This window comes from Amycolatopsis sp. BJA-103, assembly GCF_002849735.1.
Lineage (GTDB): Bacteria > Actinomycetota > Actinomycetes > Mycobacteriales > Pseudonocardiaceae > Amycolatopsis.
In genome coordinates, this window is record NZ_CP017780.1 from 8068774 (window position 1) to 8094532 (window position 25759).

Here is a 25759-nt window from a genome sequence, read left to right on the forward strand (position 1 = left end):
TTAGCCGACGTCGCGACGCCGCCAGCCCATGAGCCCGGCCACGAGCGCGACCACGGCGACCCCGGTCAACCAGAGCAGCGGTGTCGCGGTGAACTCCGCGGCGGGCAGTTTCGGAACGTGGGAGAACGGCGAGGCGTCGATCAGCACCTGCGGCAGGTTCAGCACCGGGCCGAACAGGCTGAGCAGCAACGCCAGCCCGGCGATCGCCCACGCCGCCGTCGAGAGCTTCGGGGCCAGGCCGAACAGCGTCACGGCGAGGCCGACGATGACCCACACCGCCGGAAGCTGCGCCAGCGAAGCGACCACCATGTCCCCGACGGAGCCGCCGACGCCGCCCGACCGCATCCCGTTCGACAGTCCCAAGAGGACACCGCTGACCACCATCATCAGCGCGGTGCCCGCGAACGCGAACACGAGGTGGCTGCCCAGCAGCCGCAGCCTGCCCACGCTCGTCGCGAGCAGCGGCTCGACCCGGATGGCGGTCTCCTCGGCGCGGATCCGCAGCGCGGCCTGCACCCCGTAGAGCGCGATGACCATGGCGAACAGGCCGGTCATCGCCGCCATGAAGGCGTCGATCAGCCCGTCCGTGCCGCCGAGGCGCTGGAAGATCTCCTTCGCCTGCTCGCTCTCCCCGACGACGTCGCCGATCCCGCTCGCGACCGAGCCGAACACCGCGGCGCAGACCGCCGTGCCGATCAGCCAGCCGATCAACGGACCGCGGTGCAGCCGCCACGCCAGCGCGAACGGGCTGCGCAGCGACGTCACCGCTTCGGCGGGTCCCGGCCGCGGCGGGATGATGCCGGTGCCGACGTCACGCCGCGGGAGCAGCGCGTACCCGGCGGCGCCGACGACCACGGTCGCGGCCAGCGGCAGCAGGAACACCCACCAGCGCTCGTCGGCGAACGGCCGGATCTGCTGCGTCCAGCCGATCGGGGACAGCCAGGAGACCCAGGTCGCGTCCGTCGTCGAGTCGCCGACCGCGCGCAGCAGGAACGCGACCCCGACGGCGGTGGCGCCGATCCCGTTGGCCGTCCTCGAATACTCGGCCACCTGGACGGCGACCGCCGCGACCGCCGTGAAGACCAGCCCGGTCGCCGCGGTCGCGCCGCCGAGCGCGAACGACCCCGCGACGGGCAGCTTCGCGCCGATCATCAGCGCGGTCTCGACGAGTCCGATGAGGACACTCGCCCCGGCGGACACCAGGACACCGGCGCTCAGCAGCGCGTACCGGCCGACCACCGCGGAAGCCAGCAGTTCCGCGCGGCCCGTGTCCTCCTCGGCGCGGGTGTGCCGGGTGACGGTGAAGACCGCCATCAGCCCGACGATCAGGGCGAGGAACCCGCCGAGCCGCCACGCGGTGAACCCGCCCGCGGTCGAGAGGTCGAAGGCCGGGCCGTAGATCAGCGAAAGCGACGGGTTCGAGCCCATGCTCGCGGTGAGCCCGGCCCGTTCGGCGGCCGTCGGGTACAGCGTTTCGAACGTTCCCGACGACGTCGAGGGCATGATCCCGAGCAGGATGATCCAGATCGGCAGGACGATCCTGTCCCGCCGCAGCGCCAGCCTGGTCAGCTGCCAGGTGCCGACCAACCCGTGCGACGGACCGGAAACGGCCGCCGGGCGATCCAGCGTCGCGGTCATTTCGCGCTCGCTTCGGTGGTGTAGTGACGGAGGAACAGTTCTTCCAGCGTCGGCGGCTGGCTGGTCAGGCTGCGGACGCCGACCTGGGTGAGCTGGCGCAGCGCGTCGTCGAGGGACCGGGTTTCGACGTCGAAGCGGACCCGGTTGCCGTCGACCTTGAGGTCGTGGACGTTCTCCAGTTTCGTCAGCCCGTTCGGTGGGCCGGCGAGTTCGGCCGAGATCGACGTCCTGGTGAGATGCCGGAGTTCGGCCAGCGTGCCGGTCTCGACGGTGTGCCCGTTGCGGATGATGCTGACCTTGTCGCAGAGCGCCTCGACCTCGGCGAGGATGTGGCTCGACAGCAGCACCGTGCGGCCCTGCTCGCGTTCCTCCTGGATCGCGTACTGGAAGGTGGCCTCCATCAGCGGGTCGAGGCCGGAGGTCGGCTCGTCGAGGATCAACAGATCCACGTGCGAGGCCAGCGCGGCCACGATCGCGACCTTCTGCCGGTTGCCCTTGGAGTAGGTGCGCCCCTTCTTCTTGGGGTCGAGGTCGAAACGCTCGATGAGGTCCTTGCGGCGGCGCTGGTCGAGCCCGCCCCGCAGCCGCCCCAGCAGATCGATCACCTCGCCGCCGGAGAGGTTGGGCCAGAGGTTCACGTCGCCGGGGACGTAGGCGAGGCGCCGGTGCAGGCTCGCCGCGTCCTTCCAGGGGTCGCCGCCGAGCAGGCGGACGTCGCCCGAGTCTGCGTGGAGCAGGCCGAGCAGGACCCGGACGGTGGTCGACTTCCCCGCCCCGTTCGGACCGAGGAAGCCGTGCACCTCCCCAGCGGGTACCTGCAGGTCAAGGCCGTCCAGAGCCTTGGTCCGGCCGAAGGATTTGTGGAGGCCGGAGATGGAGATGGCGTTTTCCATGCAACTGAAGGTACAGTGAATTCACGAAGTTGTGAAGTTAAGAAAACGTATGGACGGTGTGATCACTCTGGGGGTTGTACGAGAGGATGTACTCATGACGACGCCTGAGAGTGCCTCGAGCACCCAGAGAGACGAGGACGCCGTCCGCCGTTATGTGGAGCACCTGGGCATCACGCTCTCCCAGATCGGGATGCAGCGGATGCCGGCCAGGGTGTTCGCCGCGTTGATGACCACCGACGCCGGTCGCCTGACCGCCGCCGAACTGGCCGAACAGCTTTCGGTGAGTCCCGCGGCGATCTCGGGGGCCGTCCGCTGGCTGGAGCAGATCGGGCTGGTCGCCAAGGAACGTGAACCGGGCTCGCGCCGTGACCACTACCGGCTCTTCGACGACCTTTGGTACGCCACCTTCATGAAGCGCGACCGCATGATCACCTTGTGGCGCGACGCCGCCGACGAGGGCGTCGCGGCGCTGGGGTCGGACACGCCCGCGGGCGAGCGGGTCGCCGAGATGCGGGACTTCCTGAGCTTCATGATCAAGGAGCTCAACGACATGTACGCGAAGTGGCACGCGATGCGGGCCGAAAAGGGCAAGTAGGTCAGAGCGCTCGCGCCTGCCCCGCGATTGGTCCTCTGCTTGCGGTTGTTGCGTGCGCAACGATCGCAACCAGAGGACGAAACGCGGAAGTAGAGTCGCCCGGTGATCAGTCGCGCGGTGATGCTCGCCCCGATCCTCCTCGCGCAGGCGGTCCGGGTGCGCCGTACGACGCCGCGGCTGCCGGGCGCGACGGGACCGGTCAGCGGCCTCGTGGCGGGCGACGGCCGCCCGTTGCGGCTCGCGGTACTCGGTGAGTCCACTGTGGACGGCGTCGGCGCGGCGACGCACGCCGAGGCATTGACCGGACGGCTCGCGAACGAACTCGCGCGGGACGGCCGCGCGGTCGCCTGGCAGGCCGTCGGCAAGACCGGCGCCAACGCCAAGGTGGTGCGCGAGGAGCTGCTGCCGCTGCTCGAACCCGCCGACCTCGTGGTGATCGCGCTGGGCGTCAACGACACGATCGAACTGCATTCGGCCGCGCGCTACCGGCGTGACCTGCTCGACCTGATCGTCTCCCTGCGACGCCGGGCCGGACGGGTCCCGGTGGTGCTGGCGGGTGTGCCGCCCATGGACCGTTTCCCCGCACTGCCGCGTCCGCTGCGGGACGTCCTCGGCGCGCGGTCGGCCGTCCTCGACGCCGCGGCCGCCCGGCTGGCGTTGCTGCCCGGCGTCGTCCACGTCCCGATGCCCGCCGCGATGCTGGACCCCGCGACCTTCGCCGAGGACCGCTTTCACCCCGGTCCCGAGGGCTACCGGCGCTGGGCCGAACAACTCGCTGACGTGAGCCGTCAACTACTCAGCGACACGATCAGGCCGGAAAAGCGCTGATCAGGTCACTCGCCTGCCACAGATTAAGAAATTTCTGCGAAAAAGCTGGCTCTGCGTGTATCTGGTGGCAGCCTCGTTGCGTCCTATGGAGCAGTCGAGGAAATGAGGGCACCCGATGACTACCGAGACCAACACCGCACCCGTCGAGGACGAGGCCAAGGCCACCGAGGACCTCGAGGAAACCCCGAAGCCGGGTCCGATCACGGCACCCGTCCCGCCCCGTCCGGGCACGCGGCCGGACGGCAACTGGGAACCGAACGGCACCAAGCCGCCGGTGAACTGAACGAACACAGACAGGTGATGTCCGGAGGCCGAGGGGGCCTCCGGGCATCACCTCCGGGTGCTCCTTCGGGGGAGGGGGACGCCCGGACGCGGGCCCGTTGGGGAGCGGGCCCGGGGGGAGGGAAAAAAGGACCGGCCGGTGCGCAGTCCACACCTACTCGCGCCGGCCGGTGCCTTTGCCCTTCACCACCTGACCGAGGGGGACGACCGAATCCCACAAAAAAGTTAGTGACTTGATGTATCCCAGAGCCTCTTGCACGCTCCTTCTCCCCGAAGGGCCCGCGATACTGCCAGCGCCGACACGAAGACACGTCCGAAGTGGGGCAGATACGGTGACCGACGTGCAAACGACCGAGGTAGACCCGCCATGGGAAGGACTGACCGGTGCCGACCTGCATGCCGCCTGCATGCGCGCGGCGCGGGCCGGTGACCGCCAGGCGATGGACAGACTTGTGCACGAGCTGACCCCGCTCGTGTGGCATGTCGCGCGTGCGAACGGGCTCGATCGCCTGACCGCCGAGGACGTGGTCCAGACGGTATGGCTCGCCCTGTTCAGCCAGCTCGACAAGCTTCGTGACCCCAAGGCGCTCGCCGCCTGGTTGATCACCACCACCAGACGCGAAGCACAGCATCCCTTCGGCCGCCGCGCTCAGCCCGTCCCGCTGACCGACGAGCTGGCCGAAAGCATGGAGAGCACCCACCCGGCTCCCGAGGAGGAAGCCGTCCGCGCCGACCGGGATCGCCGGGTCTGGCGCGCCTTCCTCCGCTTGCCGCACCGTTGTCAGCAGCTCCTTCGGCTGACCGTGCTCGCCGGGCGGGCCGAATACCAACTGGTCGCCGAAGCACTCCGCATGCCGCGCGGAAGTGTCGGCCCGACCAGGGGCCGTTGCCTCGAATCGATGCGCGACCTACTGGCCCACGAAGGGGGAAGCCGATGAACGACCTCGGGACGCCGGGGGAGATGACCTCCCCGGGCGATGAGGCCTTGCTCGCCGATATCGGGCGCTTCATGGACGAATTGGACCCGCCACCGGGAGACCTGGTGCAGCGGGTTCAGTTCGCGCTCGCGCTCGAAAACCTCGATGTCGAGGTCGCCCGCTGGGAACGGATGGACGCCACGGCCGGCGTTCGCGGCAGCGACACCGGCACGATCACCTTCACCGTCAGCGATCTGACCGTGATGATCAACCTCACCAAGATCGGCAAGAAACACCGGATCGACGGCTGGCTCGTGCCCGCCGGAGAGTACGGAGTGGAGGTTCGCGTCGCCGAGCACGGGACGAGTTCCACCACCGCCGACGAAGGAGGCCGGTTCGTGCTGGACAACGTCCCCCAGGGAACCACCCAGATCGTGATCCACCTCGGCGACGTGACATGCCGGCGGACCGTCGTGACCCCGACAGTGGTGCTCTAACCGGACGGCTGTTCCGTTATGCGGCGTGGGTGTGCTCCCATAGTGCGTGTGCCCGCGTCGTCTCCTCCTGTCGCCGATCCCGTAGCCGAGGCCGCGGAGCTCCATCGTCAGGCGATGGCCGCCGCCGCCGACCACGGCCCGGGCGCCGCGATCAAGTTGCTGCTGCGCGCTTTGACCTGCCTCGGGCCGCTTGAAGCCGCCGGGCCGGACAGGCTGGAGATCCGGGCCAGGGTGCTGATCAGCCTCGCCGCGGCCGAGGCCGAGGTCCTGTCCCAAAAGGACGGATTCGCTCGGCTGGACGAAGCGGAACGAGTGCGGCTTTCGCTGCCGGAAGGCGAAATCCGGCGGTTGCTCCGGTTCACCGTGGTGCTGCAACGCGCCGTCGTCCTGATGCGGGTCTGGCGGCTGGACGAAGCGCTCGCGCTCTACGACGCGGTGCTTCCCAGCCTGGTCGACGAGGTGGAAGACCACAGCCTGCTCCTGACCCGGAACATGATGAACCGGGCGTGGCTGCATCTGCAGATGACCAATCCCGACGGCGCCTACACGGATCTGATGGGCGCGCTGGACATCGCGGTCGAGTACGGCCATCGCCGTCTCGAGGGGAAGATCCGGCACAACCTGGGAGATCACGCCCAGTTGCTCGGCGACATCCCCGAAGCACTCCGGCACTACGAGCAGGCGGCCTCGATCTTCGTCACCGAAGGACCCGGCTCACTGCCGCTCGTCCGGCTCGACCAGGCGAAGGCCCTGCTCACCGCCGGGCTCGCCGAAGAAGCGGCGCGACATCTCGACGAAGCGATCCCCGAACTCCGCGGCAACGGCGCGCACCACGTCGTCGCGGAAGCGGAGGTCGCGCGAGCCGGCGCGGCCATCCTGGAGGGTGACCACGTACTGGCGAAGAAACTCGCGACGTCCGCGCGGCGGAGCTTCTTGCGGCGTGGCAACGGCCGGTGGGCGGAGATCGCCGAGTTGACCAGGCTGCGCGCGGACGCGGTGAAGGTGCTGGCGGACCGGGAAAAGAAGCCGTCCGCGAAACTGCCGGAACGACTGGCCGACCTCGCGATCCGGCTGGCCGAACTCGGCCTGCGCGACGAAGTGGGCGCGGCCAGGATGTTCGCGGTGCGGCTGCTGATCCGTCGCGACGAGACGGCCGCCGCGCAGACACTCCTGGCGCAGGTGCCGAAACCGCGGCAGACCACGCCGATCGACCACCGGATGCTGCTGCGGTTGTGCCGGGCCGAACTCGCGGTGGCGTCCCACCGGCCGCGTTCGGCGCTCGCGCAGGCACGCGCCGGACTGGCGGAGCTCGGGCAGATCCGCGACCGCATGGGCGGGCTCGACCTCGTCTGCGGGACGGCGGCGCACGGCGAGGAGCTGGGCAAACTCGCGCTGACACTGGTGCTCAAGAAGGCGAGGCGCAGCGGCGCCGGCGCGAAAAGTCTGTTCGCGTGGCTGGAACGCACGCGAGCGCAGGTGTACCGGTACGAACCGCTCCCCGTCATCGAAGACCCCGCGCTCGCCCGGCACATCAACGAAATGCGGCACGTGCAGGGGACGATCCAGGCGCGGCGGCTGTCCGGCGAACCGGTCGGGAAACTCGAGGAGCGCTACGACCGGCTGCAGCAGGAGGCGACCCGGCTCGGGTGGTACACCAGCCAATGGGGTCGTCCGCGGCCGGTCTCGGCACCCGAAGAGGTGGTCGAGCAGCTCGGGGATCGCGTGCTGGTCAGCCTGATGGGGTATCGCGACACCTTGTACGCGGTGGTCGTCGACCGCGGCCGGTTCCGGCTCGTGAAGCTGGGTCCGCTCGGGGAGATCGTCGAAACCGCGCGGCAGTTGCACGCGGACCTCGACGCGCTGGCCCCGGACAACCTGCCCGCGCCGCTGGTCGAGGTCGTCACCGGGTCCGCCCGGCGCCGGGCGGACAAACTGGACAAGCTGATCTCCGCGTCGCTGGCGAAGACGCTGGAGAACCGCGAGCTGATCATCGTGCCGATCGGTTCGCTGTACGCGTTGCCTTGGGGCGCTTTGCCTTCACTGCACGGGCATCCGGTGTCGATCGCGCCGTCGGCGACGGCCTGGGTGACCGCGTCCGGGCGGCGGAGCGAGGGGCCGGTCCTGCTCGCCGGCGGGCCGGGGGTGCCGGGTTCGGTCGGTGAGGTGCGGAACCTGCGGACGGTCTACCCGGACGCCCTGCTCGTCGACGGGAAGGACGCGACCAGCGACGCCGTACTGTCCGCTTTGGACGGTTCGGGGATGGCGCACCTGGTCGCGCACGGCGCGCACGAACCGGCGAACGCGCTCTTCTCGCGGCTGGAACTCGTCGGTGGCCCGTTGTACGCGCACGAAACCGCCCGGCTCGCGAAGCCGCCGGAACGGGTGGTGCTGGCCGCTTGCGAACTCGCGATGAGTCACATCCGGCCCGGTGAGGAAGCGCTCGGGTTCGCCGGGACGCTGCTCGCCAGCGGCTCGCGGACGGTCATCGGCGCGATCGCGCGAGTCGGCGACAAGGCCGCCGCCGACGCGATGGCCGATCTACACCGGCGACTGGCCTCGGGGACCGCGCCCGCGTTGGCGCTCGCCGAAGCGACGGCCGCGGATCCGCTGCGGCGTCCCTTCCTGTGCCTCGGCGCGGGCTGAAGGGGACTTTCCCCGCATGGGACGCGGTGAAGGACGCTTTCGCTGCATGGGACGCGGCGAAGGGAGCTTTCGCGGCAAGTCCTTGTGGCTGAAGGGGACTTTCCCCGAATCGCACGCAGCGAAGGCTCCCTTCACCGCGTCCTACGCGGCTATGGCGTCCTTCAGCTCTCCCCAGTAGCCCACAGGAGTTGTCCACAATCACCGTCACCTGTGGACAACTCCGCTGAGCAGCCACTTCCGGCCCCCACCACCGATAGACTGGACTCGGGGTCGCCCCCCTGGGACGGGCGGGGGGTGGGGTCAGGGGCGTTCGGCGTGTTTCACCAGGCGCGTGGCCAGGAGTGAGACGACGGTGCGCAGCGCCGTGCGGACGGCGGCGCCGGTGCCGGGCAGCGGTTCGGTGAAGCGGCCCGTCCAGCGCAGGTCCGTGCCGCCGGAAGCGTTCGGCGTGAACAAGACTTCGGCGCGGTAGTCCTTGATCAGCTTGAGGCCCGCGAAGCCGTAGACGTGCTTCCGGTCCTGTTCGTACTCCAGCGTCTCTTCGTGGAGATACAACGGCCACAGGCCGACTGCCCGGACGGCGCCCACCCCGTCCTCGCCCGGTTCCCGCGCCCAGCGCGAGTGGAACACCACCGGCTTCGCCCATTCCGACCACCGGGAACCGTCGGCCTCCAGCGCGAAAAGGGAAGCGGGCGAGGCGCTGCTCGTCCGGTTGATCTCGAAGGAGTACGTCTTGCCCATGTGGCGACGATAACCGCTCCAGCCGCGATGGATAAGTCAAGATAGGGGCGTGAGCACGACGCGCCGCGAGATCGCCGCACCACATTGGCTGGTGCAGCTGCTCCGCAGCACGCCGGTTCCCATCCCGTGGAACATGGTCGCCCGCGCCGTCCTCGCGCTCGCCGTGCCGCTGGCCGTCGGGTACGCGCTCGGCGACATCGGCGTCGGCGCGCTCGTCTCCACCGGCGCCCTGCCCACCGTCCTGTCCGAATCCGCAGGCCCGTACCGCTACCGCGCCCGGCGGCTCGGCGGCGCCACCGCGGCCGCCGCCCTCGGCTACTTCGCCGGGTTGATCACCGGCGGCATCCCGGCCGCGTCCATCCCGGTCGTCGTCGGAGTCGCGGCGGTGTCGGCACTGGTCAGCGCGGCGGGCAGCAACGCGTCGGTCGCCGGACTGCAGATGTTCGTCTTCTGCGTACTCGGCACCGGCCAGCACGTCACCGGCCTGCGCGTCGAAATCCTCCTCGGCTACTTCTGCATCGGCGCCGCGTGGAGCCTGCTCATCGCGCTCGCCACCTGGACCTTCCGCGCCACCAGCCCGGAACGCGGCGCCGTCGCGCACGTCTACGTCGAACTCGCCGCGATGCTGTCCGCGACCGACGAAGCCACCTCCCGCGTCGCGCGCCACCAGCTCACGACCGCGATGAACACCGCGTACGACCGGCTGCTCACCGCGCGATCCTGGCTGTCGGGCCGCGACGCCACCTACCGCCAGCTGCTCAACCTGCTCTCGGCCAGCACCCCCGCCGTCGAGGCGTCGGTCGCCATGGTCAACGCCGGCCGCCGGGCCCCGGACGACGTGATCGGCCACTTCATCGCCACCTCGGCCGCCGTGCTCGCCAACCAGGAACCGCCGGAACCACCCGAGGCGCCCGACGACGCCGACCCGGTCCTCACCGCCCTCTACGCCGGGCTCGCCCGGATCGGCAAGGGCGACAACCGGAAACGGCGCGAGGTCCAGCCGTGGCACAAGCGCCTCCGCGGCTGGGCGGGTTCGCTCGTCTCCGGTCCACTCACCTGGTTCGCCGCGCTCCGCCTCACGCTGTGCGTCGCGATCGCCGAAGTCGTCGCGCTGTTCGTCCCGTTCGAACGCTCCTACTGGATCACGCTCACCGTCGGCATCGTCCTCAAACCGGACTTCGGCTCGGTGTTCGGCCGCGCGGTCCTGCGCGGCATCGGCACGGTGATCGGCGTGGGCATCGGCGCGGCCGTGCTCGCCGCGGGCGGCGAAGGCTGGCTGCTGGTCCTGCTGATCGCCGTGTTCGCCGGAGGCGTCGCGGTCGGCAAGGTCCGCAACTACGGCATCCTCAGCGCCTTCGTGACCCCGTTGATCATCCTGCAGATGGACCTCGCCAGCACCGGAAGCTGGGACGTCGTGCTCGCGCGGCTCGTCGACACCGTGCTCGGCTGCGCGATCGTCCTGCTCTTCGGCTACCTGCTCTGGCCGGGCAGCCGTCGCCCGCAGATCGGCGGACGGCTCGCCGACAGCCTCGACAGCCTGGTGAAATACGTCGACAAGGGGCTCGTGCTCGCGCCGTCGGGCGAAGCGCGACTGGACCGCTCACGCGCCCGTCGCCGCGCCTACCGCGCACTGGCCGACCTCCGGACCGCGTTCCAGCAGGTCGTCGTCGAACCCTCCGCCGCCGGACGTCAGGCCGTCGCCTGGTGGCCGGTCATCGCCGGGCTCGAACGCGTCGCGGACGCCGTCACCGAAGTCGGCGTCACCCTGGGCCGTGGCGCCCCGGCACCGGACGAGGCCGACATCGCCCTGCTGACGGCCGCGCTCGCCGAACTCGCCGCCGCCGTCCGGGAGGAACGGGAGCCGGCGGAGATGCCGATGCCCGACAACGAGCAGCTGTCCGGCGTCGTCGACCAGATCGGCGCCGCCTTCGACGCCGTGCGCGGTCCCGACCTCGTCGAACGCGCGCCGCTGCGGCTGGTCCGGCGATTCCTGCCGTACCACCGCCGCGCCTGAGGATCAGCCGAACCGGATGTGCTTGACGCTCGTCCACTTGCGACGGACGAATCCCCGCAGCGCGCCGTCCGTGTTCGGTTCGAGGGTCAGCCCGGCCGACGCGGCGATCCGATCGGCGACCTCGGCGACGCCGATCCGGTCCGTGTGGATGTGCTCACCGAACTCCGCGCCGCTCAGCCGCTCCAGGCAGAGGTCGAGCTTCGAAACCGCGAAACTCTCGCGTTTCGGTGGCATCCCCTTGCGCCGCAAGGAATGGACGATGCCGCGTTCGCTCAGCCGCCGCAGCACGGTCTCGCGTTCGGCCAGCAACGCGAAGTGGCGGACGTCGTGCCCGCGCTCCCGCAAGCCGCCGATGATCTCCTCGAAGTACGTGGGCTCCACCAGTGTCATCGGCACGACCACCGGGCCGTCCTGCCTGCCGAGCATGAGGTCGAGCACCTCGAAGACGCCCCGGCGCCACGCGGAGAGGTCCTGGAAGTCGCCGCGCAGCCGCGGCGGCATCATCCGCTGCAGGCCGAAACCCGCGACCTCGGGATCGGAAAGGACACTGCCGGGCAGGCGCCGGTGCAGTTCGTGCGCGGTCTGCGTCTTGCCACCGCCGAACGGGCCGTTGATCCAGACGAGCATGCCGGGACCCTAGCGAGACACCCACCCGTCCGGGGGAGGGTGAGCATCGTCTCGAACGAATGTTCGATTTTTCACGCATAATCGACCCATGCTCGACACTGGTGACACGCTGCCGCCGGGGCCGCGTCACCTGCACATGGTCCGTCCGAATCAGCCCGTTTGGGTCGACCTGAAGCTGGTGTACCCGGTCAGCGCGTCGAAGATCCGCCTGCCCGACGGCCTGGACCTGACAGCCACCGTCCCCGGCCTGCTGGGGATGTGGCGGGCGACGACGACGGCGCACTGGGTCGGCTGGGTCACCTTCCAGCTCGGCCCGATCGGGCGGGGTGGCACGACGCATTCGCAGTGGGTACTGGCGGAGGCGTTGCGGCCGCGCGAGGAGCGAAACGCTTGGTCGGGCAGCTTCCCCTACGAGCGGCGACGTTAGGACTTGCGGCCGACTCCGCCGAGGATCAGTGACTCGTTAGGAGTGGTGAAGGCGATTTCCGGCTCGGTGGGGCCGGCGTCCTCCGGATGCCACTCGGTCGTCCAGGCCAGGCCCGGGGGGACGAGTTCGAAGTCGCCGAACAGCGCCTCGATCTCGGCGCGCTTGCGCCAGATCACCGGACTGCTGTTGTTGTCGTACATCTCCTTGAGTCTGACCAGCGGCTTCTCGTAATGGCTCGGCACGCCCTCGTCGGTGATGTGCGAGATGGCCAGGTACGACCCGCGCGGCGCGAGTTCGCGATAACGCGCGACCGAGGCGGGGCCGACATCGCCGCTGTCGCCACTGCGCGCCGACGCGGGCTGCTGGACGTGCAGCACCGCGATCAGCAGGATCGCCACGGGCTTCTGCAGATCGATGATGCCGGTGTCCGCCACCTGCTTCCAGAGCCGGTCCGGCGCTCGGAGGTCCCCGTGCACCGCGGCGTGGCGGGCGGGGTCCCCGTGCTCTTCCAAAAGGCCTTGCGAATGGGAGACGGCGACGGGTTCGTAGTCCACGTACACCACGCTGGTCTTCCCCGGCGCGAGGTCGTCGGCCACCTGGTGCGCGTGCTGCATGGTGGGCAGCCCGGCACCGATGTCGATGAACTGGGTGACCCCGGCGCGGATGAGATGACGCACCACGCGGTGCAGGAACACCCGGTTGGCTTTGGCGATCGGCCGGAGCATCGGGAACTCGCCGAGGACCTTGTCCCCGAACTTGCGATCGATCTGCCAGGACGCAGTGCCTTCGAGGTAATAGTCATGGACCCGCGCGTCGCTGGGACGCCGCATATCGATGCCCGGAGGTGGATACGCGTCGACATCCTCCTCGGCCACAGCCATTCCCTCCCGCGTCTGGACCACGCATCTATCACTGAAAGTAGCTGCTGTATTGCTTGGAGTAATAGGATGCATTTGGAGGGCAGCTCATCCACCATCGGGGTCACTCAGGTCGGCAAGCCTGCACCGTCTGTGAAGGTCCTCGAGGGTTTTCTCAGGACTCGCCGCAATCGACAGTAGTGCGGACCATGCGTCGTGATAGATCGCCAGCTCGCGCATGTTGGCCCAGCGCACGTTGGTTAGGTATTCGCTGTAGGCGCGGTCACCTTCCGAGTTTCGCAGAATGACAAAGTCTGGGTCGACATAAGCGACGGCTTGATACTGCACGACGCGGATCGTGATGTTGTCTCGCTCGGCTAGTCCGATCATGTGCTTGAGCTGGTCCGCAACGACGTCCGGGTGGCGGGTTTGGGCACACAGCCGGTCGAGGGCGGACTCGCTCATCAGGAAAGTAAAGCTCCTGTTCCCGTCCTCGAACATGAGCTGTCGTTTCCTGCGTTGAATCAGGCGCGGAGAGATCTCGGGCCCTCGGCCTTCGCCGTCGAACTGGTCCAGCATGTAGGACTCGCACTGGAGTAACCCTGGGACGCGCTCACCGGTCCAGGACCGCATCTCATCGGTTAGTTGCTCCGTCAGTAGCACCTCCCGGAACCACACCGGCGTGCCGATGCGCTGACCGTGGCGGAGCCGTGTCGGAGAGTTCGCCTTCTCCCACAACACCCACATGGTAGGTACGTCGTCCGCCGGTGGCGCGTAGACGGCGATCAGCTTCTGCAAGGCATGACGCGAAATCGAGGTCGTTCCGGCCTCGATCTTCGCCATCGTGCTCTGCGACTTACCGATCAGGGCCCGAGCTTCGACTTGTTTCACCCCTGCTCGCTCGCGGGCGGCCTTCAGTAGCTCGCCGAGATGGAGACGGTCGGTTTCGTCAGTGTGATTCAGGTGCTCAGGCGTCATCAGCCGCCCCATCCCGCCGTACTCGCGAAGGGGAGGAGGCGACGGCCTAAAGATCGATGGCGTCCTGACGGACGAGTTCGACGAAGGTCCGCCAGCCTGGCGGGGAAAAGGTGAGAACCGGTGAAGCGGAGAGCTTGCTGTCGCGCACCCCGATCAGCCGACTGGTCAAGTTGACTTCCACGCAGGCGTCTTCCCCATCGAGGCTGCTGTATGTCGAGCGGTGCCAGCCGCTCGCGTCGATCCCCGCCGTGGGCGGCACCGAATCGTAGAACCGCATCGTTCCCCCTCAAAGCTCGGTAGTCGAATATTCGACACCAGGATGGCTGACGAATATTCGATACGCAAGCCGAGGGCGAATCGATCCGGGACATTTTCACTCCAATGGGGTCGATCAAGACTACTGAAGGTCGAGACCGACATGATCCGGAAAGGGTCGGACCGCGTCGGCGAGCACCGTGTCCTTGACATCTGGCGCAGGGTTGAGCAAGGTGGCGACCGCGATCGGCGCGTGCGGACCAGTCCGCAGGGGTCTGTCGGGACTAGGCAAGCCCGACCGGTGTCACCGGCGCCGCGGTGGAGTGGTCATCGGCATATGGCTGCGGCGCTCGCATTATACGACGAGTCGAATATTCGGGCCCCGACTTTCCGTTGCGGCGAGTCTGTCATGTGCGGAATTGCACGCTTGAATCTGGGACGAGATTCAGGAGCTCTCCCGAGAGATGTATCGAATATTCGATATCGAATATTCCGGATGAAACTGCTGGTAGGATAGGTGTCTCGGCATTGCAGCTCCCCTTCGCGGAGGAGTCGGTCGAATATTCGCTTCGGTGGGTTCCGGTGTTCGCAAGGGCCATGCTCGTCGAATCAAATCACTCTATTCCGAATGTGGATTCGGGCGTTGTGGACAACGGAGTATGAGAGCGAAGACCATCTTCGTGGAAGCGGGATCCCATCAAACCGGCCTGATCGTCCCGATACCCGAGTCCCGTCCAGTGGACGACGTTGACCCGGCTCGCGCCTCGCCCTCACCATGACGGCGTGTCCACCAACCTGAAGTCCTCGCCGATCCGCTCGGCGGGCGAAGGTGTCGTCGCGCTGCTCCTGCGTCGTGGACGTCTGGGCTCGCCGCCCGCGTAGCTCCTTATCGCCAGGTCATCCATGACGGTGAAATCCAGGGAGCACGTATGTCCATCGAACTGCCCGACCGTGTCCGTCTCCGCCCCGCGACCGTCCCCGACGGCGGCATCCTCGAAGGACCGCGCGTGCTGCGGCGCCTGCCGGAGGGCGCGGAAGAACGTCCGTACGAGCTTTTCGCGCTGCGCCCGCTGGGCCGGGTGATCGGCGCCGAGATCGGCGGCGTCGACCTCGCCCGCCCGCTGACGCCCGCCCTCCACGCGGAGCTGAACCGCGCGCTGCTGGAGTGGAAGGTGCTGTTCTTCCGCGACCAGGACATCACTTCGGCGCACCAGCGCGCGTTCGCCGCCAACTGGGGTGAACTGGAGACGAACCCGTTCATCCCGAAGGGGGAGACCGAGGACACCACCCGGTTCACCAGGTCGGCGAGCATGCCCGCGTTCGAGAACATCTGGCACGTGGACGTCACGTTCCGGCCCGCGCCGGCGCTCGGCTCGGTCCTGCGGCTGATCGAGGTCCCGCCGTTCGGCGGCGACACGATGTGGGCCGACATGGCCGCCGCCTACGACAACCTGCCGGAAGACATCCGTGAACGTATCGACGGGCTGACCGCGGTCCACGACTTCATCCCCGGCTTCGACCGCTTCTCCGATCCAGAAGTGCTGTTGCGTCACCAGGACGCCTTCCCGCCGGTCGAGCATCCGGTCGTCCGCACGCATCCGGAAACCGGGCGCCGCACCCTCTTCGTGAACCAGGCCTTCACGACCCACATCGCCGGCATCGACCGCGACGAGAGCGACAGGCTCCTGCGGTACCTGTTCAGCCGCGCGCACATCCCGGAGTTCCAGGTGCGTTTCACCTGGCGGCCCGGTTCGGTGGCCTTCTGGGACAACCGCGCCACGCAGCACTACGCCGTCAACGACTACCACCCGCACGCGCGGGTCGCCGAACGTGTCGCCATCGTGGGTGACCGGCCGTTCTGAGCGTGTCCCCGCGACGGGTGATCGTGCGGGCGGGTTGCCCGGTACCTGTGTGACGATGAGGTCATGGGCATCAACTTCGATGAATTGAAGAACAAGGCCACCGACGCTCTCCGCGAGCACAACGACAAGATCGAGGGCGGCCTGGACAAGGCGGCGGGCTTCGCCAAGTCGAAGTTCTCCGGTCACGACTCCCAGATCGACTCCGGCGTGGACAAGGCGAAGGGGTTCATCAACAAGTTCGACGACACCCCGGACAACCCGCCCCAGGACCAGCAGCAGCCGAACCAGCAGCCGCCGCAGGGCCAGTAACCCCCCGCGAGCAGTCCTCTAGTTGCGGTCCTTGCACGCGCAACTACCGCGACTAGAGGACGAAACGCGTCAGGAGACCTCGCCGAGAGCGGTGTCGCCGTCGATCGACGTGATCCGGCCACCGCGCTCGCCGAGGGCGATCAGGCCGTCCCGCGCGTCCGGGGCGGTGAGGCTGACGCGCACTCCGGCCCGTTCCGCGTCCTTGCTGGTCGCAAACGCTTGCGCACCCTCGTAACCGGCGTTGACCGTCACCGCGAGGCCGCCCGTCGAGGCCAGCGAACCCCGGGCGGCGCCCAGCCGTCCGAGCGCTTCGTCGACGATCGGCAGCAGCGCGTCCCGGTTGCCCTCCGTCATCGCCCGCACCAGCGCCGGGCTCGACCCGGCCACCCGCGTGCCGTCCGTGTAGGACCCGGCGGCCAGCGACATCGCCAGCGGCCCGCCCTGCGCGCCGATCGTGGCCAGGATGGCCGCGAAGATATGCGGCAGATGCGAGATCCGCGCGACAGTCTCGTCGTGCGAGTCCGCGGGCAGCGGCACGACGTGCGCGCCGACGTCCAGTACCAGCTGCGCGACCTCGGCCCAAGCCGTCAGATCGGTGTCGTGCTCGACGCCCAGCACCCAGGCGGCGCCGCCGAACAGCGCCGGGTTGCTCGCCTTCCAGCCCGAGTCCGCCGTCCCCGCCATCGGATGCCCGCCGACGAACTTCGCGTACGGCGCCCGGCGCCGGACGGTGTCGAGCACCGGGCCCTTCACGCTGGTGACGTCGGTGAGCACGCAGTGCCCGGCCACCCGCGAGACTGTCCGGAGTACGTCCTCGACCGCGGGCAGCGGCACCGCGAGCACGATCATCGCGTCCCGCTCCGCCGCCTTGCTCAGCGCCGCTTCGACCTGCGTGGTCACGTCGTAACCCGCTCTGCTGGCCGCGTCCGCGTCGCGGTCGGAGATCGCCGCCCCGAACGTGGTGCGGCCGATCGAATGCGCCGCGCGCAGCAGCGAACCGCCGATCAACCCGAGCCCGATCACGCATACGTCTCGCACAAGTGTTCATCCTGCCATCTGCGGGCCCACTCGTCAGAGAACGGCGGCGAGGCGCGTTCCCTGATCGATGGCCCGTTTGGCGTCCAGTTCCGCCGCGACGTCGGCGCCGCCGATCAGGTGCACCGGCAGTCCGGCCGTCCGCAGGTCGTCGGCGAGGTCGCGCACCGGCTCCTGACCCGCGCAGACGACGACGGTGTCCACATCGAGCACGCGCGGCTTGTCACCGACGGTGATGTGCAGGCCGTCGTCGTCGATCCGGTCGTAGGTGACCCCGGTGAGCTGCTCGACGCGCTTGGCCTTCAGCGCGGCCCGGTGCACCCAGCCGCTGGTCTTGCCCAGCCCCGCGCCGATGCCGGACTTCTTGCGCTGCAGCAGGAAGACCTGCCGCGGTGACGGCTCGACCTTCCGCTCGGTCAGCCCGCCCGGCGCCTGCTCCGGATCGGTGACGCCCCATTCGGCCATCCACGCGCCCAGGTCGAGCGCGGGGGAGGTGGTGTGCGTCAGGAACTCGCTGACGTCCACGCCGATGCCGCCCGCGCCGATCACCGCGACCTTGCCGCCCACCGGTTTCCCGTGCCGGACGACGTCCACATAGGACAGCACCTTGGGATGGTCGATACCGGGGAGCGACGGCACCCGGGGGGTCACGCCGGTGGCCAGCACGACCTCGTCGAATCCGGCGTCCACGAGCCCGGCGGCGGTCGCGCGGCTGCCGAGGTGGACCTTGACGCCGGTGACCTCCAGCCGTCGCGTGTAGTACCGGATGGTCTCCGCGAACTCCTCCTTGCCGGGGATCTTCCGCGCGATCCCGAACTGGCCGCCGATCTCGTCCTCGGCCTCGAACAGTTCGACGGCGTGCCCCCGCTCGGCGAGGCTGGTCGCGGCCGCGAGCCCGGCGGGTCCCGCGCCGACGACGGCGACGCGTTTGGTCTTCCGGGTGGGCGACAGGGTCAACGTGGTCTCGTGGCCCGCGCGCGGATTGACCATGCAGGAAACGAGTTTCCGCTTGAACGCGTGGTCGAGGCAGGCCTGGTTGCAGGCGATGCAGGTGTTGATCTCGTCCTCGCGCCCGGTCTCGGCCTTGCGGATCCATTCGGGGTCGGCGAGGAACGGCCGCGCCATCGACACCAGATCCGCGTCGCCGCCGGCCAGCGCCTCCTCGGCGACCTCGGGCATGTTGATCCGGTTCGACGTGACGACCGGGATCCCGACGTGCGGCTTGAGCTTCCCGGTCACCCAGGTGAACGCCGCGCGCGGCACGGACGTCACGATCGTCGGCACCCGGGCCTCGTGCCAGCCGATGCCGGTGTTGATGATCGTCGCGCCCGCCTCTTCGACCTCCTTGGCCAGGGTGACGACGTCTTCCCAGCTTTGGCCGCCTTCGACGAGGTCCAACATGGACAGCCGGTAGATGATGATGAAGTCCTCGCCGACCGCCTCGCGCGTGCGGCGCACGATCTCGACGGCGATCCGCCGCCGGTTTTCCGCGCTGCCGCCCCATTTGTCGGTGCGCTTGTTGGTCCGCTCGGCGAGGAACTGGTTGATGAAGTAGCCCTCGGACCCCATGATCTCGACGCCGTCGTAGCCCGCTTCCTTGGCCAGGAAGGCACAATCGGCGAACGCGCGGATCTGCCGCAGCACTCCGTAGCCGGAAAGGGACCGTGGCTTGAAGGGGTTGATCGGCGCCTTGATCCCGGACGCCGAAACGCTCAGCGGATGGTAGGAATACCGGCCCGCGTGCAGGATCTGCAACGCGATCTTGCCGCCCGCCTCGTGCACGGGATCGGTGAGTTGCTTGTGCGCCTTGGCTTCCGCGCGGGTCGAAAGCTTCGACGCCAGCGGCAGGAGCCAGCCCGTCCGGTTCGGCGCGAACCCGCCGGTGACGATCAGCCCGACGCCACCCCGGGCGCGTTCGGCGTAGTACTCGGCCAGTTGCGGGAAATGCGCTTCCTTGTCCTCGAGGCCGGTGTGCATCGAGCCCATGATCACCCTGTTGCGCAGGGTGGTGAAGCCGAGATCGAGCGGGGACAGCAGGTTCGGGTACTGGCTCATCGCTGGGTCCTTACGCATCGTGGTGGAATGCCTGGAGGACTTCTTCGAGCCACTCGACGTGGCCCTGTTCGGTTCGGATTCCTCCACGCAGCACGAGGAACTGGTGCAACGACTGTCCACTGAGGACGCTCGGGTCGGGGAAGTCGCGCTTCTCGATCAGCAGGTAGGCGTCGAGCTGGGCCGCGTGCGCGTCGCGATGCCGGGTGACTTCGGCGGCGACGGCGCCGGGCTCGCCGAGGGTCGCGCCGCGGATCTTCACGGCGAGCTCCCTGGCGGTGGCGGCGGGATCGGGCTCGGCGAGCCAGCGGGCCAGTTCGGCCCGGCCCGTGTCGCCGACGGTGTAGACCTTCTTGTCGGGCTTCCCGGACTGCGCGACGTGGTCGACGGCGATCCAGCCGGCGTCCTCCATGCGCTTCAGGACGCGGTAGATCTGCTGGTGGGTGGCGCTCCACCACAGCCCGATGGACTTCTCGAAGCGACGCGCCAGCTCGTAGCCCGAGCCGGACCGCTCGGACAGCGAAACCAGGATCGCGTGCTCCAATGCCATGCACCTAGTTTCATATGCACCTAGTTGCACTGCAAGGCGACACACATCACACGCGTGCGAAGGCCCCCTTCCCTCGGCTCAGCCGAGGGAAGGGGGCCTTCGCACGGGAAAAGTTACGGCTTGCGGGCGATGCCGCCGATGACGCGCGATTCCGAGGGCGCACCGGCGAAGACCGTCTTCTCGTCCGGGTGCCACGCCGGCGCGTAGACCAGGCCCGGCTCCAGCAGCGGCCAGCCGCCGAAGAACCGCCGGAACTCGTCCATCGTGCGCAGGAAACCGGGGTTCGTCGTGGTCTCGTAGTACTCGAGGATGTCGAGCAGCGCCTGCCGCTCCTCGTCGTTGGCCGGGTTCTCGTTGGTCATCTGCGAGAGCACCAGCAGCGAGCCCGGCGCGAGCCGGTCGCGGTAGAAGTCCAGCAGCGCGTCGGGGTCCTGCTCGTCCTTGATGAAGTGCATGACCGCGTTGATCACCAGCGCCATGGGCTGCCGGACATCGATGATGCCGGAGTCCATGACCCGCTCCCAGAGGCCCTCGGGGTCGAACAGGTCCGCGGCGATGGCGTGGTGCCGGTCCGGGTCGGCGGTGTCGGCGAGCAGCAGGGTCGAGTGCGCGAGCGCGATCGGCTCGTTGTCGATGTAGAGGACGTGGGTGTCCTCCTCCGGTCGCGCCTCGTCGGCGACCTCGTGCACGTTGCCCGCGGTCGGCAGGCCGGAGCCGATGTCGACGAACTGCCGGATGCCCAGTTCCGCGCAGTGCCGCACGGCCCGGCCGAGGAACTGCCTGCTGGTCGTGCAGTAGTCGCCCATGAGCGGCAGGCGTTTGCGCACCTTCTCGGCGAACTCGCGGTCGATGGCGTAGTGGGTGTCGCCGCCGATGAAGTAGTCGTAGACCCGCGCCGCGGACGGCCGGTCCAAGCTGTTCTCGACGGCCTTGAGCGCCGCGTCGTGATCGATCATCGTCATCCCTTTGTCCGCGCCGGAAATCCCATGCTAACCGGCGGGAACGTAGGTCTCGCGGTAGGCGTTCACGGATTCGGTCAAGCGATCGAGTTCCGCGCGGGTGCGGGCGAGTCCGGCCGCGTCGAGGCCCATCGCGTCGCCGATGATCTTCGGGATCCCGCTCGCGCGGTCCCGGAGCCGGGAGCCGTCCTCGGTCAGGCTGATGCGAACGGACCGCTCATCGTCGGCCTGCCGGTCACGCCGGACCAGCCCGGACTTCTCCAGCCGCTTGAGCAGCGGCGACAGCGTCCCGGAGTCGAGGTTCAGCAGGGTGCCGAGTTCCTTGACCAGCCGCTCGTCCTTCTCCCAGAGCGCGAGCATCACCAAGTACTGCGGATAGGTCAGGCCCAGATCGTCGAGCACGACGCGATAGAGCGCGGTCACGGCCCGCGATGCCGCGTAGAGCCCGAAGCACAGTTGATCGTCCAGGCACAGCGATCCGGTGTTGTCCGTTGGCATCGGTCCTCCTCAACCCCATGGTGTGCCGATCATGCCTCAGCGCGCCACTTCAGTGGGCTAAATCTCCTTGGGAACATTTTAGTTGTGCACAACTTAGTTGGGGGCTACCTTCAGGTCATCGACTTCGGACTCCAGGAGGCAGAAATGACCGCCAACCCGCACAAGCTGGTCCTCGAACCGGCCGCCCAGGCCTTCGTCGAAGCCACCGCCACCCCGCCGTTCCTCTTCCAGCTGCCGCCCGAGGAAGGGCGCAAGGCCGTCGACGAGGTCCAGGGTGGCGAGGTCGAACTGCCCGCCGCGGACGTCGAGACCACGCACGTCGACGGCGTCGAGGTCCGCATCGTCCGCCCGCCGGGCGCCACCGGCCCGCTGCCCGTGATCGTCTACATCCATGGCGCCGGCTGGGTCTTCGGGAACTTCCACACCCACGAGCGCCTGGTCCGTGAACTCGCCGTCGGCACCGGCGCGGCCGTCGTCTTCCCCGAGTACGACCGCTCGCCGGAGGCGCGCTACCCGGTCGCCATCGAGCAGAACTACGCCGTGGCGAAGTGGGTCGCCGAGCACGGCGCCGAGAACGGGCTCGACAGCACGAAAATCGCCATCGCGGGTGACTCCGTCGGGGGGAACATGACCGCCGCCCTCACCCTGCTCGCGAAACAGCGCGGTGACGTCACCTTCCGCCAGCAGGTCCTCTTCTACCCGGTAACCGACGCGAACTTCGACACCGAGTCCTACCAGAAGTTCGCCGAGGGATACTTCCTCGCCCTCGACGGCATGAAGTGGTTCTGGGACCAGTACACGACCGACCCGGCGCAGCGTGCGGAGATCACCGCGTCGCCGTTGCGGGCGAGCCTCGACGAGTTGTCGGGCCTGCCGCCCGCGCTGGTCATCACCGGAGAGGCCGACGTCCTGCGCGACGAGGGCGAGGCGTACGCCGCCAAGCTGCGTCAGGCCGGAGTGCCGGTGACGGCCGTGCGCTACCAGGGCATCGTCCACGACTTCGTCATGCTCAACACGCTGCGCGAAACGCACGCCGCGGAGGCGGCGATCAAGCAGGCGATCGAGGTGTTGCGCACCGCTCTCGCGGGCTGAGTAGCCCAGGACACAGTTTGTCCAGGGTGACACGCGTCACCCTGGACAACACTTCCCGGTGGTCGCACGTCTCTTGATCCAGATGTGGGAAGTGCGGTGCGGGGGCGTGCCGCGGCCGGAGAGGGACACGATCGCCATGGGACTGGGACTGAGTGCCATCCGGCTCGATTCCACGCTGAACCTCGTCATCGTCGTGGTGCTGACGCTGCTCGCGATCATCGCCGTGCCGTTCCTCTGGGAGCGCTGGCGCCGCAAGGTGCTCGGCCGCAGCACCACGATCCTCGTCGCGGTGGTGCTGATCGTGGTCAGCACCGGGATGGGCGGGAACATGATCGGCAAGTTCTTCCCGACGGTCGGTGCGCTGTTCGGCACCGGCGTCTACTCGGGGGAGAACACCGACGCCGTCGCGGGTGAGAACGGTTCGGACCTCGACAAGCTGCGCGACGCCGGGGCGATGCGGGCCAAGGAGGGCAAGGGCTCCGTCGTGCACATGACGGTGACCGGCAAGCGCACCGGGCTCACGCGCGACGTCTCGGTCTACTTCCCGCCCCAGTACTACGATCCCGCGTACCGGGCGCTCAAGTTCCCGGTCATCGAATGGATCCCGAACTACCCGTCCGGGCCGGAAGTGGTCACCGGGCCGTACGAACTGCCCGCCAAGCTCGACGCGGCCATCGCGAAGCACGTGCTCCCGCCGACCCTCGTGGTCATCCCGGATCCGACCGGGAAGCCGAAGGTCGGCCACGACACCGAATGCATCGACCAGGTGAACGGGACCGCCAACGACACCTACCTGAGCGCCGACATCCGCGACTGGGCGATCGAGAAACTCGGCGCCAACCCGCAGCGGAAGGCCTGGACGATGGCGGGCTGGTCCTCGGGCGGATATTGCGCGATGAACCTGGTGACCCGGCACCCGCAGTGGTACGGCCAGGCGGCGAGCGTCAGCGGGTACTACAAGGCTTCGGTGGACGCGGAGACGGAGAACCTGTTCAAGGGCAGGCAGGACATCGTCGACGCGAACACGATCACGGTGAACATGCAGAAGCATCCGTCGCCGGTCGACATCCTCGCGATCGCCGGGGACAAGGAAAGCTTCGAGAGTTTCTCGATCGACCAGCTCCAGGCCGCCGTACGCGCGCCCGCGACGCTCTCGTCGTGGCGGATCGCGGACGCCGGGCACAACATGAACACCTTCAAGGCGCAGGTCCCCGACGTGCTGGCGTGGATCGGCGCGCGGACCGTGCCGCCGAGCGCGCCGCAGGACAAGAAGATCGTCTCCAACGGCGGTGTCACCCCGTGGCCGCTGCCCAACACCGGTGCGAAGGGCGCGCTGGTCGACGTCGTCGAGTAGCTAGCCGCGCTTGGCGCGGTAAGCGTTGGGATACAGGCGAAGACGGGCGGGCACTCGTTTCCCGGTCGCCCTGGTGACCGCTCCCAGCCTTTGGAGACGGCGCTCGTCTTCGTCTGTCCACTTGAGACTCAACCGGCCACGCAGGACCGGCGGCAGCAGGCCGGTCGCGCAGAGCGTCAGTACGTTCCCGCCCGCCGGCCGGACGGGGCGCCACAAGGCTTCCGGCAAGAACCACCATGGCGGCGGAGGAGTGTCCCGCATGGTGATCGAGCCGAGCAGCTCCCGGACCGTGTGGTTGTCTTCGAGCCGGTTCGCGACGACGTCGTCGAAGTACGTCTCGAAGCCTTCGAGGTCCGCGGGCATGTGGTGCTCGCGGAGGCCGAGGAGCAGGCCGAGACATCGCCATTCCGCGTAGAGGCGCTGTTTTTCCCTGCGGGACAAGGGACGCACGAAGACTTCCTGCATGCGGACGGTTGCCCAGAAGGTCGAGCCGTGCACCCACCAATAGGCATCGGGGTTGAGCGCGTGATAGCGCTCGCCGTGGTGATCGACGCCTTTGATCGCCTTGTGCATCTCGCGGAGCCGCTCGGCCTCCGCGATCGCTTCCCGGCCGCCGAAAACCTGGCGCAGCAACGAATCGATGGTCCGGTCGAGGCGTCCCCACGGATCTTCGACGTAGTTGGAATGGTCGTGGACGCCCGCGCCGATCACCGGATGCGCGACCTGCAGCAGCAACGCGGTCCCCGCGCCGAGCAGCAGCCTCCGGTCGCCGACCACTTGCCACGCAACGGAATCCGGGCCGAGCGGGGTCACGACGGGCAGGCGGGCTCCGGTGCTCATGACGACCTCCCGGGAGAGCGGCGTGCGGCCACTGTCCCACCTTGTTTACAGGTCGTCAATAGCGGGAAGCAGCGCCTTCACCACGTCGGTCACCCGTTTGCCGCCACTGGCATAGGTGGTCGACGTCGGTTGGGAGGTCAGCACGACGACGATGTAGCGGTCGTTTTTCCCGACCACGCCGGAACTGTGCAGGATCCGGGAGCCGCGGCAGCACGCCCAGCCCTGCTTGATGGACCAGGGAAGGGAGCCGACGGCGTCCGGAATGCCGAAATACTGACGAACCCCGTCGGAACCGCTCTCCGTCGCGCCGCTCAACGCCCGCATGATCGTCGTCCGTGTTCCCGCGCTCGCCCGCTCCAGCACGTAGCGGTAGATCTTCGTGATGTCCGCCGCGGTGATCCGGGTGTCGCCCCAGCGGCCCGGATCCTCGGGCGGATGGGTGTCGCCGAGACCGATCTCGGCCGCCCAGCGGGTGACGATGGCGGGGCCGCGGTGGGCGGTCCACAGTCTGCTCGCGATGTCGTCATCACTGGACGAGAGCATCCGCTGCACGGTGCCCGGCGGTGTGCCCACGCGAAGCGCTTCGAGTGCGATGAGGAGCTTCACAAGCGACGCCGAGGTGTAAGAACGTTCTGGTTTAAGGGAAACCGTGCTCTTCTTGGTGGTGCGGTCGTAGACGGCCACGCTCACCTGGCCGCCGTCGACGAGTCCCGCGAGGGCCTTCGTGTCGACGTCGTCCACCGGCGGCGTGCCGGGCACAGACGGCTTCGGTGGCGCTGAGGCCGGCTTCGCTTCGGCTTCGACGGTCATCTCCGTGGCCGGCGCCGCCGCGACCGCGACCGCCGACGGGCCGGAACGCGACGGCGGAACCAGCAGCATCGCGACGACGGCTCCCACGCACAGCCCCACCAAGAGGAAGACACCGCTCACCTTGCCCACACGACTTGTTGGCCGAATCACTCGTTCGTGTTCGCGACTAGGCCATTCGGGTGGCGTAGCTCTCGGCTGACCACGAG

General features: G+C 68.6%; 26 protein-coding genes. 12 read left to right on the forward strand and 14 right to left on the reverse strand.

Going from position 1 to position 25759, the window contains the following annotated elements:
* Positions 1-1638: an ABC transporter permease gene (locus tag BKN51_RS36195; protein WP_101611869.1), complete on the reverse strand. Its 1638-nt coding sequence runs from the start codon at positions 1636-1638 to the stop codon at positions 1-3.
* Positions 1635-2531, reverse strand: a complete 897-nt coding sequence (locus BKN51_RS36200; protein ID WP_101611870.1) for an ABC transporter ATP-binding protein — start codon at positions 2529-2531, stop codon at positions 1635-1637. The genes BKN51_RS36195 and BKN51_RS36200 overlap by 4 nt, the downstream gene beginning before the upstream one ends.
* A 94-nt stretch (positions 2532-2625) precedes the next feature.
* Between BKN51_RS36200 and BKN51_RS36205 the strand changes: the two genes are divergently transcribed.
* The 6 genes from BKN51_RS36205 (at position 2626) to BKN51_RS36225 (ending at position 8293) form a co-directional block, all read left to right on the forward strand.
* Positions 2626-3126, forward strand: a complete 501-nt coding sequence (locus tag BKN51_RS36205) for a GbsR/MarR family transcriptional regulator (RefSeq protein ID WP_101611871.1) — start codon at positions 2626-2628, stop codon at positions 3124-3126.
* Positions 3127-3228: 102 nt separating this feature from the next.
* The gene (locus BKN51_RS36210; RefSeq protein ID WP_101611872.1) at positions 3229-3954 is read left to right on the forward strand and encodes an SGNH/GDSL hydrolase family protein; all 726 of its coding nucleotides are present in this window, start codon (positions 3229-3231) and stop codon (positions 3952-3954) included.
* 115 nt (positions 3955-4069) lie between these two features.
* Complete coding sequence (locus tag BKN51_RS43680; protein WP_168214467.1) at positions 4070-4237, forward strand: hypothetical protein; 168 nt, start codon at positions 4070-4072, stop codon at positions 4235-4237.
* Positions 4238-4568: 331 nt separating this feature from the next.
* Positions 4569-5174, forward strand: coding sequence for an RNA polymerase sigma factor (locus tag BKN51_RS36215; RefSeq protein ID WP_101611873.1), 606 nt, complete (start codon positions 4569-4571; stop codon positions 5172-5174).
* Complete coding sequence (locus tag BKN51_RS36220; protein ID WP_007030725.1) at positions 5171-5650, forward strand: hypothetical protein; 480 nt, start codon at positions 5171-5173, stop codon at positions 5648-5650. Before BKN51_RS36215 ends, BKN51_RS36220 begins: the two co-directional genes overlap by 4 nt.
* Before the next feature lie 114 nt (positions 5651-5764).
* Positions 5765-8293, forward strand: a complete 2529-nt coding sequence (locus tag BKN51_RS36225) for a CHAT domain-containing protein (protein WP_101611874.1) — start codon at positions 5765-5767, stop codon at positions 8291-8293.
* Between the two features lie 300 nt (positions 8294-8593).
* Here the strand turns inward: BKN51_RS36225 and BKN51_RS36230 are convergent, their stop codons facing one another.
* Positions 8594-9034 carry an SRPBCC family protein gene (locus BKN51_RS36230; RefSeq protein WP_101611875.1) on the reverse strand — a complete coding sequence of 147 codons (441 nt, stop codon included), beginning with the start codon at positions 9032-9034 and terminating at the stop codon, positions 8594-8596.
* A 49-nt stretch (positions 9035-9083) separates the two neighbouring features.
* Here BKN51_RS36230 and BKN51_RS36235 point away from each other — a divergent pair, with 49 nt between their 5' ends.
* Positions 9084-11048: an FUSC family protein gene (locus tag BKN51_RS36235; protein ID WP_101611876.1), complete on the forward strand. Its 1965-nt coding sequence runs from the start codon at positions 9084-9086 to the stop codon at positions 11046-11048.
* 3 nt (positions 11049-11051) lie between these two features.
* Here BKN51_RS36235 and BKN51_RS36240 read toward each other — a convergent pair whose 3' ends face one another.
* Positions 11052-11675: an AAA family ATPase gene (locus BKN51_RS36240; protein ID WP_101611877.1), complete on the reverse strand. Its 624-nt coding sequence runs from the start codon at positions 11673-11675 to the stop codon at positions 11052-11054.
* A gap of 88 nt (positions 11676-11763) precedes the next feature.
* Here BKN51_RS36240 and BKN51_RS36245 point away from each other — a divergent pair, with 88 nt between their 5' ends.
* Complete coding sequence (locus BKN51_RS36245) at positions 11764-12102, forward strand: hypothetical protein (RefSeq protein WP_101611878.1); 339 nt, start codon at positions 11764-11766, stop codon at positions 12100-12102.
* On the opposite strand, the gene BKN51_RS36250 is transcribed toward BKN51_RS36245, so the two are convergent.
* From BKN51_RS36250 to BKN51_RS36260, 3 genes are all read right to left on the reverse strand, one after another.
* Positions 12099-12977: an SAM-dependent methyltransferase gene (locus tag BKN51_RS36250; RefSeq protein ID WP_168214468.1), complete on the reverse strand. Its 879-nt coding sequence runs from the start codon at positions 12975-12977 to the stop codon at positions 12099-12101. The two genes, BKN51_RS36245 and BKN51_RS36250, sit on opposite strands and share 4 nt — an antisense overlap.
* Positions 12978-13067: 90 nt before the next feature.
* On the reverse strand, positions 13068-13937 hold the full coding sequence (locus tag BKN51_RS36255) for a helix-turn-helix domain-containing protein (RefSeq protein WP_158255748.1): 870 nt from the start codon (positions 13935-13937) through the stop codon (positions 13068-13070).
* Positions 13938-13983: 46 nt separating this feature from the next.
* Entirely contained in the window at positions 13984-14214 is a 231-nt protein-coding gene (locus BKN51_RS36260; protein WP_101611881.1) for a DUF397 domain-containing protein, read from the reverse strand.
* Between the two features lie 907 nt (positions 14215-15121).
* On the opposite strand from BKN51_RS36260, the gene BKN51_RS36265 reads away from it, so the two are divergent.
* Together BKN51_RS36265 and BKN51_RS36270 are read left to right on the forward strand one after the other, a co-directional pair.
* A complete protein-coding gene (locus BKN51_RS36265) occupies positions 15122-16054 on the forward strand; it encodes a TauD/TfdA dioxygenase family protein (RefSeq protein ID WP_101611882.1) in 933 nt (310 codons plus the stop codon).
* A gap of 63 nt (positions 16055-16117) precedes the next feature.
* Positions 16118-16363 (forward strand): antitoxin, encoded by a 246-nt coding sequence (locus tag BKN51_RS36270; protein WP_101611883.1) that lies wholly within the window; start codon positions 16118-16120, stop codon positions 16361-16363.
* A gap of 69 nt (positions 16364-16432) precedes the next feature.
* Here the strand turns inward: BKN51_RS36270 and BKN51_RS36275 are convergent, their stop codons facing one another.
* The 5 genes from BKN51_RS36275 to BKN51_RS36295 all read right to left on the reverse strand — a co-directional run bounded on the left by BKN51_RS36275 (position 16433) and on the right by BKN51_RS36295 (position 21457).
* Complete coding sequence (locus BKN51_RS36275; protein ID WP_101611884.1) at positions 16433-17386, reverse strand: prephenate dehydrogenase; 954 nt, start codon at positions 17384-17386, stop codon at positions 16433-16435.
* A 48-nt stretch (positions 17387-17434) separates the two neighbouring features.
* The gene (locus BKN51_RS36280; RefSeq protein WP_101611885.1) at positions 17435-19453 is read right to left on the reverse strand and encodes an oxidoreductase; all 2019 of its coding nucleotides are present in this window, start codon (positions 19451-19453) and stop codon (positions 17435-17437) included.
* A gap of 10 nt (positions 19454-19463) precedes the next feature.
* Positions 19464-20000, reverse strand: a complete 537-nt coding sequence (locus BKN51_RS36285) for a PadR family transcriptional regulator (protein WP_101611886.1) — start codon at positions 19998-20000, stop codon at positions 19464-19466.
* Between the two features lie 113 nt (positions 20001-20113).
* Complete coding sequence (locus tag BKN51_RS36290) at positions 20114-20962, reverse strand: SAM-dependent methyltransferase (protein WP_174720498.1); 849 nt, start codon at positions 20960-20962, stop codon at positions 20114-20116.
* A gap of 27 nt (positions 20963-20989) precedes the next feature.
* Complete coding sequence (locus BKN51_RS36295) at positions 20990-21457, reverse strand: MarR family winged helix-turn-helix transcriptional regulator (RefSeq protein WP_101611887.1); 468 nt, start codon at positions 21455-21457, stop codon at positions 20990-20992.
* Between the two features lie 144 nt (positions 21458-21601).
* On the opposite strand from BKN51_RS36295, the gene BKN51_RS36300 reads away from it, so the two are divergent.
* Positions 21602-22549: an alpha/beta hydrolase gene (locus BKN51_RS36300; RefSeq protein ID WP_101611888.1), complete on the forward strand. Its 948-nt coding sequence runs from the start codon at positions 21602-21604 to the stop codon at positions 22547-22549.
* Positions 22550-22685: 136 nt separating this feature from the next.
* Positions 22686-23903: an alpha/beta hydrolase gene (locus tag BKN51_RS36305; RefSeq protein ID WP_101613671.1), complete on the forward strand. Its 1218-nt coding sequence runs from the start codon at positions 22686-22688 to the stop codon at positions 23901-23903.
* Here BKN51_RS36305 and BKN51_RS36310 read toward each other — a convergent pair whose 3' ends face one another.
* Complete coding sequence (locus tag BKN51_RS36310) at positions 23904-24743, reverse strand: oxygenase MpaB family protein (RefSeq protein WP_101611889.1); 840 nt, start codon at positions 24741-24743, stop codon at positions 23904-23906. It abuts the gene before it with no gap.
* A 45-nt stretch (positions 24744-24788) separates the two neighbouring features.
* Positions 24789-25682: a hypothetical protein gene (locus BKN51_RS36315; RefSeq protein WP_101611890.1), complete on the reverse strand. Its 894-nt coding sequence runs from the start codon at positions 25680-25682 to the stop codon at positions 24789-24791.
* Positions 25683-25759: the final 77 nt, after the last annotated feature.

Excerpts from the sequence above, each read along its gene's own strand:
- BKN51_RS36195 (WP_101611869.1), bottom strand. The coding sequence starts at position 1,638 with ATGACCGCGACGCTGGATCGCCCGGCGGCCGTTTCCGGTCCGTCGCAC.
- BKN51_RS36200 (WP_101611870.1), bottom strand. The coding sequence starts at position 2,531 with ATGGAAAACGCCATCTCCATCTCCGGCCTCCACAAATCCTTCGGCCGG.
- BKN51_RS36205 (WP_101611871.1), top strand. The coding sequence starts at position 2,626 with ATGACGACGCCTGAGAGTGCCTCGAGCACCCAGAGAGACGAGGACGCC.
- BKN51_RS43680 (WP_168214467.1), top strand. The coding sequence starts at position 4,070 with ATGACTACCGAGACCAACACCGCACCCGTCGAGGACGAGGCCAAGGCC.
- BKN51_RS36220 (WP_007030725.1), top strand. The coding sequence starts at position 5,171 with ATGAACGACCTCGGGACGCCGGGGGAGATGACCTCCCCGGGCGATGAG.
- BKN51_RS36225 (WP_101611874.1), top strand. The coding sequence starts at position 5,765 with ATGGCCGCCGCCGCCGACCACGGCCCGGGCGCCGCGATCAAGTTGCTG.
- BKN51_RS36230 (WP_101611875.1), bottom strand. The coding sequence starts at position 9,034 with ATGGGCAAGACGTACTCCTTCGAGATCAACCGGACGAGCAGCGCCTCG.
- BKN51_RS36240 (WP_101611877.1), bottom strand. The coding sequence starts at position 11,675 with ATGCTCGTCTGGATCAACGGCCCGTTCGGCGGTGGCAAGACGCAGACC.
- BKN51_RS36245 (WP_101611878.1), top strand. The coding sequence starts at position 11,764 with ATGCTCGACACTGGTGACACGCTGCCGCCGGGGCCGCGTCACCTGCAC.
- BKN51_RS36255 (WP_158255748.1), bottom strand. The coding sequence starts at position 13,937 with ATGACGCCTGAGCACCTGAATCACACTGACGAAACCGACCGTCTCCAT.
- BKN51_RS36260 (WP_101611881.1), bottom strand. The coding sequence starts at position 14,214 with ATGCGGTTCTACGATTCGGTGCCGCCCACGGCGGGGATCGACGCGAGC.
- BKN51_RS36265 (WP_101611882.1), top strand. The coding sequence starts at position 15,122 with ATGTCCATCGAACTGCCCGACCGTGTCCGTCTCCGCCCCGCGACCGTC.
- BKN51_RS36270 (WP_101611883.1), top strand. The coding sequence starts at position 16,118 with ATGGGCATCAACTTCGATGAATTGAAGAACAAGGCCACCGACGCTCTC.
- BKN51_RS36280 (WP_101611885.1), bottom strand. The coding sequence starts at position 19,453 with ATGAGCCAGTACCCGAACCTGCTGTCCCCGCTCGATCTCGGCTTCACC.
- BKN51_RS36285 (WP_101611886.1), bottom strand. The coding sequence starts at position 20,000 with ATGGCATTGGAGCACGCGATCCTGGTTTCGCTGTCCGAGCGGTCCGGC.
- BKN51_RS36290 (WP_174720498.1), bottom strand. The coding sequence starts at position 20,962 with ATGACGATGATCGATCACGACGCGGCGCTCAAGGCCGTCGAGAACAGC.
- BKN51_RS36295 (WP_101611887.1), bottom strand. The coding sequence starts at position 21,457 with ATGCCAACGGACAACACCGGATCGCTGTGCCTGGACGATCAACTGTGC.
- BKN51_RS36300 (WP_101611888.1), top strand. The coding sequence starts at position 21,602 with ATGACCGCCAACCCGCACAAGCTGGTCCTCGAACCGGCCGCCCAGGCC.
- BKN51_RS36305 (WP_101613671.1), top strand. The coding sequence starts at position 22,686 with ATGGGACTGGGACTGAGTGCCATCCGGCTCGATTCCACGCTGAACCTC.
- BKN51_RS36310 (WP_101611889.1), bottom strand. The coding sequence starts at position 24,743 with ATGAGCACCGGAGCCCGCCTGCCCGTCGTGACCCCGCTCGGCCCGGAT.